The following is a 9,941-nucleotide window of genomic DNA, read 5'->3' on the forward strand; positions in this document are numbered from 1 at the left end:
AAGCAAAGTGTGAAATCTATATTATGCACGCCATCGCAAGTTGATTTTAATTTTAAAATCTGAAATTTTTCGCGGAAAATAGAGAGTTTAAATGTTAAACGTACTAACAATTATTTATCTCGTTGTTGCAATTGCATTAATCGGATTTGTGTTAATGCAACAGGGTAAAGGTGCTGATGCAGGCGCTTCATTTGGAAGCGGTGCTGCTGGAACAGTATTTGGTTCAGCTGGTTCAGCAAATTTCTTGTCGAGAACAACAGCGATTTTAGCAGTGATCTTTTTTGGTATTAGCTTACTTATTGGTAATTTAAATTCCCATCAAGTAGCACCGAAAAGTCAGTTTGAAGATTTAAGTGGTGTTCAACAAAAAGTAGAACAACCTAAAAAAGAAGAAGCCCAAAATAACGATATTCCTCAATAATTTGGGTGAAAGAATTAAAGCTCTGGTGGTGGAATTGGTAGACACGCTATCTTGAGGGGGTAGTGTCCATAGGATGTGCGAGTTCGAGTCTCGCCCAGAGCACCATAACATAATATGAGTTAATATCATATATGCTTAAAAAGCTAGCCCCCATAAGGAGCTAGCTTTTTTATTGCATCATCTATTATTGCCCACAATGTGTCTGATGTTTTAACTATCAAGAACAAGCACATTTTATCAAATAAAGGCATAAAATATGGGCTTATTAGCGATACAAGTAGAAAACCAATAGAAAAGGGACAAAACCCCTAAAGTTACCCGCATCGTGATTGATAAAACAGAGCATTGCGCCCGACTAATCAATTAGCTCAAAGCGAAAAACTTTATTTTGCCTTGATTTTCCTGAGCCGAAAAACGTCAATATATCTTCGCCCACTCCACAAAAGCTTATTGAATTTTAAATTTGTTGATGATCTGCTACTTCCTCAATTAATTTCTCACCTTTCTTGGTAAGTGCAAATAAAATGCATAATAAACCTAAAGTAAACGTAGCCCAACCGAAAATAACTGAACTCCATCCTTCCATCACATAGCTAATTGCTGCGCAGATAATCGTTAATAACATTGTTAAAAATGTTCTCATTATAGCTCCAATATTTTTATTGTTATCTATTTTTTGTTAAGTAAGACCATTGAGGAATGATGTTCCTCCATCTAATCAGTATGAATAGTTTAACAACTGATCAGACCCCTTGAAAAGGGCGCGTCATTATAGCGATTTTTTGATAATTCACAATAAAAATTAGCGAATGATGCAATAGGCAATTATGGTTGATGCTAATTTTGACAAGTGAATGCTGAATAAACATAAGGAATGACCTGTTCTAAAGCCTAAAATTCTTATATAATAACTAGTTCGTTATGTTAGGAAAATTAAAGGACTGAAAATGAAGAAAAAAGCAATGCAGGCGGTGGTTTTTGGACTTTTTTGTGCGTTTTTGATTCTTTATATTGCACCATTAGTTAATACCAAAATTAATTCGGGTGGACAAACAAACCTTGCGATTGCAAGTTATCATGACGCAGTAAAATTAGCCTCTCCAGCCGTAGTAAATGTGTATAACCGTTCTCCAAGCCAAAATGGGGAAGCTTTTGAAGTTAAAAATTTAGGATCTGGTGTAATTATGACTACGGATGGCTATATTTTAACAAATAAGCATGTTATTCAGAATGCGGCACAAATTATTGTTGCATTACAAACGGGAAGTATTTCAGATGCTATTTTAGTTGGTGATGATACGCTGACAGATTTAGCAGTGTTAAAAATTCGTGCTAAAAATTTGCCTACGATTCCACAAAATGATGCACGCCCAGTTCGCATTGGTGATGTAGTTTTTGCAATTGGAAACCCTTTTAATTTAGGACAAAGTATTACTCAAGGCATTATTAGTGCAACGGGGCGTAATGCATTAACTGATGGTGGACGTCAGAATTTTATTCAAACGGATGCTTCTATTAATAGAGGTAATTCAGGCGGTGCGCTCATTAATTCTGCGGGAGAATTAGTCGGAATTAATACATTAAGTCTTGGCAAAACAAGTGATGAATTAGCAGAAGGTCTTAATTTTGCGATTCCAATTAATTTAGCCAAGCAAATCATGGATAAAATCATTAAAGATGGTCGAGTTATTCGAGGTTACTTTGGTGTAAATAGCTCTTTATATTCTACCGCTAGCCAAGAGGATGCAAAAGGTGTTTTAATCACAGGTGTTGCGGAAAATGGTCCTGCTGCACAGGCTGGTATAGAAGAAAATGACCGTATTTTAAAAGTTGGCGAGATTGATGCTGAATCACCAACGCAAATGATGGACTTGTTGGCGAATATGACGCCAGGAACGAAAGTTAAAGTGCAAATATTGCGCAACAATCAGATTATGGAAGTTAATGTGATTATTGGTGAGTTCCCAGAATTATGATGCTTCTTTAGGTAATGTAGGAAAATAAATGAACAATTTTATTATTACTGTTGATGGACCTAGTGGTGCTGGCAAAGGGACTTTGTGTCATGCTTTAGCTGAAAAATTAGGTTGCGATTTTTTAGATTCAGGTGCCATTTATCGAATTACGGCATTAGCCGCATTAAAAGCTGGTGTAGCATTAGATGATGAAGATGCCGTAGCTGAAATTGGTCGCCATTTAAACGTAAAATTCGTACCAGAAAATGGGGAAATTAGCGTTATCTTAAATGGCGATAATGTAGGCGATCAAATTCGTACTGCAGAAGCGGGGCAAAATGCCTCAAAAGTTGCCATTTTCCCGAAGGTAAGAGATGCTCTATTACAGCGACAACGTGATTTTAGCTCTCCAAATGGTTTAATCGCAGATGGGCGAGATATGGGAACGGTAGTATTCCCAAATGCACAAGTCAAGTTATTTCTAGATGCAAGTGCTGAAGAACGCACAAAAAGACGTGTAAAACAGTTGCAAGAAAAAGGATTTAATGCTAACTTTGACGAGATTTTAGCCGAGATTAAAGAGCGTGATTTTCGCGATAGAAATCGCGCTGTTGCGCCTTTAGTTCCTGCTAAAGATGCTTTATTGTTAGATTCGACAAATATGTCGATTGAAGAGGTAATTGCTCAAGCTTTAGAGCATATTGCTAAATTCAGAACAATTTAATTTGGTTTTGCTGAACATAGGATGTGTTTGGTGATTATTACTAACCCCATTTAAACAGGATGTTTAATGGATGTTCATTTTTATTTAAGAAGAAAATTATGTCAGAAAATTTTGCTCAACTACTTGAAGAATTCTTAGCAACAGAAGCTCGTTTAGGTTCTGTAGTTAAAGGTACTGTTGTTGCTATCCAAAAAGGCTATGTAATCGTTGATACAGGTTTCAAATCTGAATCATCAATCCCAGCTGAAGAATTCACAAATGCGCAAGGCGAACTTGAAGTTCAAGTTGGTGACCAAGTAGATGTGGTTCTTAAAGCCGTTGAAGATGGCTTCGGTGAAACAGTGGTTTCTCGTGGTGATGCAAAACGTAACGAAGCTTGGATTGCTTTAGAGAAAGCATTCGAAGAACAAGCTACAGTTATTGGTTTTGTTAATGGTAAAGTAAAAGGTGGTTTCACTGTTGAGTTAAACGGTGTTCGTGCATTCTTACCAGGTTCATTAGTTGATACTCGTCCAGTTCGTGATTCTTTAAACTTAGAAGGTAAAGAATTAGAATTCAAAGTTATCAAACTTGACCAAAAACGTAACAACGTAGTTGTTTCTCGTCGTGCGGTAATCGAATCAGAAAGCAGCCAAGATCGTGATGAAGTATTAGCGAACTTAGTTGAAGGTTCAGTAGTTACTGGTACAGTTAAAAACTTAACTGACTACGGTGCATTCGTAGATTTAGGTGGCGTTGACGGTTTATTACATATCACTGATATGGCATGGAAACGTGTTAAACACCCAAGCGAAGTAGTTGCTGTAGGTCAAGAAGTTACTGTTAAAGTACTTAAATTTGACAAAGAGAAAACTCGTGTATCATTAGGCTTAAAACAATTAGGCCAAGATCCATGGGTTGCAATCGCTCAAAACCACCCAGTAAATAGCAAATTAACTGGTAAAGTAACTAACTTAACAGACTATGGTTGCTTCGTTGAGATTTTAGACGGTGTTGAAGGTTTAGTTCACGTTTCAGAAATGGACTGGACAAACAAAAACATCCACCCATCTAAAGTTGTTAGCGTAGGTGATGTAGTTGAAGTTATGGTTCTTGAGGTTGATGAAGAACGTCGTCGTATCTCATTAGGTTTAAAACAATGTAAAGCAAACCCATGGGAACACTTCGCAGCAACTCACAACAAAAATGATAAAGTGACAGGTAAAATTAAATCTATCACTGATTTCGGTATCTTTATCGGTCTTGAAGGTGGTATCGACGGTTTAGTTCACTTATCTGACATTTCTTGGAATGTTTCAGGTGAAGAAGCGGTTCGTAACTACAAAAAAGGCGACGAAGTAGAAGCTGTTGTGTTACAAGTTGATGCAGTGAAAGAGCGTATCTCTTTAGGTATCAAACAATTAGAATCAGATCCATTCACTAACTTCGTAGACAGTACTAAAAAAGGTGCTATCGTAACAGGTAAAGTTGTAGAAGTTGATGCTAAAGGTGTTAAAGTTGAGTTAGAAGGTGGCGTGGAAGCGTTCATCCGTGCTAACGAAGCAACTCGTGACCGCGTTGAAGATATCACAACAGTAATCGCTGTTGGTGATTCAATCGAAGCGAAATACACTGGTGTTGATCGTAAATCTCGCGTTGTTAACTTATCTGTTCGTGCGAAAGATGAAGCTGAAGAGTCAGCAGCAATCGCTCAAGTGAACAAACAACAAGAAGTTGAGATGCCAAACGCAATGGCAGCAGCTTTCCAAGCAGCTAAAGGCGAATAATTAGCGTCTTTCTAGTTGAAAGCGGATATGTGAAAACATATCCGCTTTGACTTAAATAATCAGGAGAAACTATGACTAAATCAGAACTTATTGATAATTTAGTATCACTTAATCCGACCTTACAAGTAAAGTCTGTTGAAGACGGAGTTAAAGAACTCTTAGAACAAATTATGCTGTCTTTGGAACAAGGAGAGCGAGTTGAGGTAAGGGGATTTGGTAGTTTTTCTTTGCATTATCGCCAACCTCGCTTAGGACGTAATCCTAAAACAGGTGAAAGTGTGAAATTAGATGCTAAATATGTCCCTCATTTTAAAGCAGGTAAAGATTTAAAAGAGCGTGTGGATCTTCTGTAAACGCTTAAAATTTAATGATAACTTAGCTAATGTAGAGGGAAGAGAGATGATGAAATATATTTTAGGTATTTTAATTACCTTAGCTGTAATTATAGTTGCAGTAACTATTGGGGCTAATAACGATCAATTGATCACATTTAATTATGTTGTTGCACAAAGTGAGTTACGTTTATCTAGCCTTGTAGCTATTTTATTTGGCTTTGGCCTAATTTTAGGCTGGTTGATTACTGGTATATTCTATTTACGCCTTAAATTACAAAATATTGCGTTAAATCGTCGTGTAAAAAGACAAGCGCAACAAATTACAGAATTAACGACCACTACGCCAAAGGCTGAGTAATGCTTGAACTACTGTTCCTTTTACTGCCAATTGCCGCTCTATATGGGTGGTATATGGGACAACGCAGTGCGAAAATGGATCAAGAATCTGTCAATAATAAATTTTCCCGTGATTATGTTACGGGACTAAATTTTCTTTTATCTAATCAGCAGGAAAAGGCAGTAGATCTTTTTCTGTCAATGCTCCAAAAACAAGAGTCTGAGAATCAGATTGCAACTGAATCCCAATTTGAAGCAGAGCTTACACTCGGGAACTTATTTCGTTCTCGTGGCGAAGTTGATCGTGCTTTACGAATTCACCAAGCACTTGATGCTAGTCCTCATTATTCGATTGAACAAAAGTTATTAGCAAAACAGCAATTAGCCAAAGATTTTATGGCAGCAGGCTTTTTTGACCGTGCTGAAAATTACTATATTCTGCTATTGGATGAGCCTGAATTTGCAGTAAATTCACTTACTCAATTAATGGTGATTTATCAGAAAACGAAGGAATGGAAGAAAGCGATTAATGTTTCTGAAAAATTGTTAAAAATTGAGCCAGAAACAGATAAAGTTCCCTTATCGCATTATTATTGTGAATATGCTCAAACAATTAAATCTGATAATGCAGAAGAACATTTAAATGCATTGCGAAAAGCGTTGGAATATTCACCACACTGTACTAGAGCGTCTATTTTGCTGGGTGATCATTATTTAGCACAATATCAATTTAAAAACGCTTTAACTCATTTTGAGTACATTCTTATTCAAGATCCTGATTATATCAGCGAAGTATTGCAGAAAATTAAGGCTTGCTATATTGCTTTGAACGATGCGGTCAATTATGAGTTATTTTTGATTCGAGCAAATCAAATTAAGCATAATAGTAGTGTAGACATAGCATTAACAGAATTTATTGAACAAAAAGATGGGATAACCGCAGCGCATTCGAAGCTTTATCAACAATTAAGCCAATATCCGAATATGTTCACCTTTCATCGTTTTATTCATTATCAAATTAATGAAGCTGAAGAGGGGCGAGCTAAGGATAGTTTAGTGCTTTTGCATAATATGGTGGGTGATCGCATTAAAAAAGGCTTTCAATATCGTTGTTTGAACTGCGGTTATCAGAGCTATCGTCTTAGTTGGTATTGTCCTTCCTGTCGTCAATGGGAACAAATTAAGCCAATTCACAGTATTGATACATAAACACGCAAGTAAATTTATAAACTGAAAATTGAGGAGTCCGATATGGATAATAAAATTATTGTTGCCTTAGATTATGAAACGGAATATGAAGCGCTAAGCTTTGTAGATCAAGTTGATCCGTCTCTTTGCCGTTTAAAAGTAGGCAAAGAAATGTTTACCACCTTAGGTACAAATTTTGTTAAACAATTGCATGAGCGTAAATTTGATGTATTCCTCGATTTAAAATATCACGATATTCCAAATACTGTCGCACGAGCAGTACGTTCTGCAGCTGATTTAGGCGTATGGATGGTCGATTTACACGCTTCTGGTGGTTTAACAATGATGGAAGAAGCGAAAAAAATCCTTGAACCATACGGAAAAGATGCACCACTACTTATTGCTGTAACTGTATTAACCAGTATGGAAGATTTAGATTTATTGCAAATAGGGATCAATGCATCACCAATGGAGCAAGTGATTCGTCTAGCACACCTTGCACAGCGCGCAGGTTTAGACGGCGTAGTTTGTTCACCTCAAGAGGTAGAAGTGCTTCGTACTCACTGTGGTAAAAATTTCAAATTAATCACGCCAGGTATTCGCCCTGAAGGTTCTGATTTTGGTGATCAGCGTCGTGTAATGACACCAAAACAAGCGATTGACACAGGTTCAGATTATTTAGTTATCGGTCGTCCAATTACTCAGGCATCAGACCCATTAGCAGTATTAAAATCAATTAATGCTTCAATTCGTTAATTGAGAGAACAAGTTGAAAAAGGTGGGTAAGTTACCCGCCTTTTGTATTTATAAGCGGTTAAATTTTTAGGATTTTTGCAAATGACATTAGTATATTCAACGGAAACAGGTCGTATTGTGCCAGAAAAAACTAAAGTGGAACGCCCAAAAGGCGATGGTATTGTACGTATTCAACGTCAAACCAACGGTAGAAAAGGCAAGGGGGTCTGTGTCATTAGTGGTTTGGACTTAGATGAGATGGAACTAAAATTACTGGCGGCAGAATTGAAAAAACGCAGCGGGGTAGGTGGTTCAGTGAAAGATGGTATGATTGAAATCCAAGGCGATAATCGAGATTTACTGAAACAAATTCTGGAAAAAAAGGGCTTTAAAGTAAGACTTGCAGGCGGCTAAGTTTGAGTAATAATTGTTTATTACTCTGAGTAGAGGCTAAACTTGTTAGCAACTCAAATAAAAGGTAATAATCAACACCCCTGAGAATACAAGCGGTCAGATTTGAACAACTTTTTGCAAATGTGCAAAAAATCATAAAAAATGACCGCTTGTCGGGAATGGCTAAAGATCTTCTCGTTGCCAAATAGTTTTTTTGGCAAAGATGACTTTATTACCAGTGTGTTTAATCATATCAAAGCGTAGTTCCCACACATCACTAGATTTCAAACGTGCCAGAGGGTGTCGCTTATAATAGAGCGAAAGCGCTTGTTGGCGCTCGTTTGTCTCTTCTAGACATTTACATTGTGCTGAAAATTGAATGCCTTCAATGTCGGTGAATGCTTCAACTTGTGCTGAAATAGTGCCGACAATTTGCGGGTTTTCCGACATCAATTGCCCATGGCGAGTGGTTTTGCTTGTGAGAATAATGAGGCGAGCAAGTGTGCTATCAAATGCATAAAAGCAATTAGCAGCCCAAAAATCCTGTTGATTATGGGCAGCAAAATTAACGACATGATTTTGTTGAATAAAGTGAATAATATGTGGTGGGATTATTGCCATTATTGTAATCCATAATATCCGACTAAATAAGTAGGGTATATTATGCCACAAATCTTTCCCAAAGATAAGAAAAAGGCATAACAAGCAGTAATGCAGGGAGCATATTTGCCACAGCAAAATGCTTAATACCGCAAATGCGTAGCCCTGTTGCCAACATAATAAAACCGCCAGCAGTAGAGAAGTTAGCCATCATATTCGGAGTAGTAAGAGGCATAATCAAACTAGCTAATAATGCTAAACTAACTTGTACTAGAATCAATGGAATTGCGATACTAGAAACGGCATAGCCTAAGGTAGCGGCAAAAATTCCCGCAGTGAAAAAATCTAAAATCGCTTTAATAAATAAAATGGATGGATCCCCTGTCATTCCTTCTTTCATTGAGCCAAAAATGCCCATGCCACTGGCGCAAAATAGAATTAAAATTGCGACAAATTGATTTAGAAATTCTTGATGAGAAACACCAGAAGGCGGAAAAATTTTATCCACGGTACCTCGCATTCTGCCCGCTAAATTACCAATTGCTTTCTCTAAAAAAATCAGTTCGCCAAGAATCGTTCCAACAATTAACGCTAATACTACGGCAGACATATTTTTTGCACCGATAATCAGCATAATACCAAGTCCCATTGAGCAAAGCCCAAATAGCGGAGGCAAGTTGCTTTTTACGCGTTCAGGTAGTTTTGCGCCTAAAAATGCGCCAATAAGTCCGCCAGCTAACACGGCAACACCATTTACATAAGGTCCAATAAGCATTTTTGCTCCTTAATTGTTATTTTCACCCCAGCGAGGCATGGGTAAATCAAAATCAAACAGATCTAATGCACGCGCAACACTGTGTGTAACCAGTTCATCAATACAGGTTGGTTTTTGGTAGAAAGCGGGAACTGGTGGGAAAATAATGCCCCCCATTTCGGTTACTCGGCGCATATTATCAATATGGGCTAAATTGAATGGCGTTTCTCGTACCATTAGCACTAATTTTCGACGTTCTTTAAGCACAACATCCGCTGCACGGGTGAGCAAATTATCGCTGATTCCGAGAGCAATCGCAGAAAGTGTACGAATTGAGCAGGGCGCAACTAACATCCCAAGTGTTTTAAAAGAACCACTGGCGATACTTGCTCCAACATTGTGAATTGAATGAATTTGTGTAGCGAGTTCTAACAATTGTTCACGTTCAATATTGGTTTCTAATGAACGTGTCATTTCAGCCCCTTTGCTGAGCACTAAATGGGTTTCTATATCAAGTGGTTTAAGTAATTCAAGGGCTTTATAGCCATATTGAAAGCCACTTGCACCACTAATTCCGATAATAATTCGTTGTTTCATAATGGGTAAAAATGATCTGCCCCCCAAAAGTTGGACAGGTTAGTACACTATAAATATTGAGCTCTGTATTGTGCAGGGCTCAATCCTTTTAAATCCATTTTAATACGCTTTTGGTTGTAATACATCACATATTCTTC

14 protein-coding genes and 1 tRNA gene are annotated in these 9,941 nt (G+C 37.5%); 10 read left to right on the forward strand and 5 right to left on the reverse strand.

The window, feature by feature from the left end; translation table 11 throughout:
• Nucleotides 1-91: 91 nt before the first annotated feature.
• Both secG and F8M47_RS05165 read left to right on the forward strand, forming a co-directional pair.
• Nucleotides 92-421, forward strand: coding sequence for a preprotein translocase subunit SecG (gene secG / locus F8M47_RS05160; protein ID WP_150539112.1), 330 nt, complete (start codon nt 92-94; stop codon nt 419-421).
• 19 nt (nt 422-440) lie between these two features.
• Nucleotides 441-526 (forward strand) — tRNA-Leu (locus F8M47_RS05165).
• Nucleotides 527-878: 352 nt separating this feature from the next.
• On the opposite strand, the gene F8M47_RS05170 is transcribed toward F8M47_RS05165, so the two are convergent.
• Nucleotides 879-1,064, reverse strand: coding sequence for a hypothetical protein (locus F8M47_RS05170; protein WP_150539113.1), 186 nt, complete (start codon nt 1,062-1,064; stop codon nt 879-881).
• A 304-nt stretch (nt 1,065-1,368) separates the two neighbouring features.
• Here F8M47_RS05170 and degS point away from each other — a divergent pair, with 304 nt between their 5' ends.
• The 8 genes from degS to yciH all read left to right on the forward strand — a co-directional run bounded on the left by degS (nt 1,369) and on the right by yciH (nt 7,874).
• Nucleotides 1,369-2,397: an outer membrane-stress sensor serine endopeptidase DegS gene (gene degS / locus F8M47_RS05175; RefSeq protein ID WP_150539114.1), complete on the forward strand. Its 1,029-nt coding sequence runs from the start codon at nt 1,369-1,371 to the stop codon at nt 2,395-2,397.
• A gap of 28 nt (nt 2,398-2,425) precedes the next feature.
• Nucleotides 2,426-3,100 (forward strand): (d)CMP kinase, encoded by a 675-nt coding sequence (cmk, locus tag F8M47_RS05180; protein WP_150539115.1) that lies wholly within the window; start codon nt 2,426-2,428, stop codon nt 3,098-3,100.
• A gap of 98 nt (nt 3,101-3,198) precedes the next feature.
• Nucleotides 3,199-4,866 carry a 30S ribosomal protein S1 gene (gene rpsA / locus F8M47_RS05185; protein ID WP_150539116.1) on the forward strand — a complete coding sequence of 556 codons (1,668 nt, stop codon included), beginning with the start codon at nt 3,199-3,201 and terminating at the stop codon, nt 4,864-4,866.
• 71 nt (nt 4,867-4,937) lie between these two features.
• The gene (locus F8M47_RS05190; protein WP_150539117.1) at nt 4,938-5,219 is read left to right on the forward strand and encodes an integration host factor subunit beta; all 282 of its coding nucleotides are present in this window, start codon (nt 4,938-4,940) and stop codon (nt 5,217-5,219) included.
• A 49-nt stretch (nt 5,220-5,268) separates the two neighbouring features.
• A complete protein-coding gene (locus F8M47_RS05195; protein ID WP_150539123.1) occupies nt 5,269-5,559 on the forward strand; it encodes a LapA family protein in 291 nt (96 codons plus the stop codon).
• Nucleotides 5,559-6,746: a lipopolysaccharide assembly protein LapB gene (gene lapB, locus F8M47_RS05200; protein ID WP_150539118.1), complete on the forward strand. Its 1,188-nt coding sequence runs from the start codon at nt 5,559-5,561 to the stop codon at nt 6,744-6,746. Before F8M47_RS05195 ends, lapB begins: the two co-directional genes overlap by 1 nt.
• A 42-nt stretch (nt 6,747-6,788) precedes the next feature.
• Nucleotides 6,789-7,481, forward strand: a complete 693-nt coding sequence (pyrF, locus tag F8M47_RS05205; protein WP_150539119.1) for an orotidine-5'-phosphate decarboxylase — start codon at nt 6,789-6,791, stop codon at nt 7,479-7,481.
• 81 nt (nt 7,482-7,562) lie between these two features.
• Nucleotides 7,563-7,874, forward strand: a complete 312-nt coding sequence (gene yciH / locus F8M47_RS05210; RefSeq protein WP_150539120.1) for a stress response translation initiation inhibitor YciH — start codon at nt 7,563-7,565, stop codon at nt 7,872-7,874.
• A 162-nt stretch (nt 7,875-8,036) separates the two neighbouring features.
• On the opposite strand, the gene F8M47_RS05215 is transcribed toward yciH, so the two are convergent.
• The 4 genes from F8M47_RS05215 to F8M47_RS05230 are packed head-to-tail and all read right to left on the reverse strand — an operon-like array spanning nt 8,037 to nt 9,932.
• Nucleotides 8,037-8,474: a hypothetical protein gene (locus F8M47_RS05215; RefSeq protein WP_425292565.1), complete on the reverse strand. Its 438-nt coding sequence runs from the start codon at nt 8,472-8,474 to the stop codon at nt 8,037-8,039.
• Between the two features lie 40 nt (nt 8,475-8,514).
• Entirely contained in the window at nt 8,515-9,228 is a 714-nt protein-coding gene (locus tag F8M47_RS05220) for a DUF554 domain-containing protein (protein ID WP_150539121.1), read from the reverse strand.
• 9 nt (nt 9,229-9,237) lie between these two features.
• Nucleotides 9,238-9,804: a UbiX family flavin prenyltransferase gene (locus F8M47_RS05225; RefSeq protein ID WP_150539122.1), complete on the reverse strand. Its 567-nt coding sequence runs from the start codon at nt 9,802-9,804 to the stop codon at nt 9,238-9,240.
• 47 nt (nt 9,805-9,851) lie between these two features.
• A complete protein-coding gene (locus tag F8M47_RS05230) occupies nt 9,852-9,932 on the reverse strand; it encodes an IS3 family transposase (protein WP_483189294.1) in 81 nt (26 codons plus the stop codon).
• Nucleotides 9,933-9,941: the final 9 nt, after the last annotated feature.

The organism is Actinobacillus vicugnae (assembly GCF_901687125.1).
Lineage (GTDB): Bacteria > Pseudomonadota > Gammaproteobacteria > Enterobacterales > Pasteurellaceae > Actinobacillus > Actinobacillus vicugnae.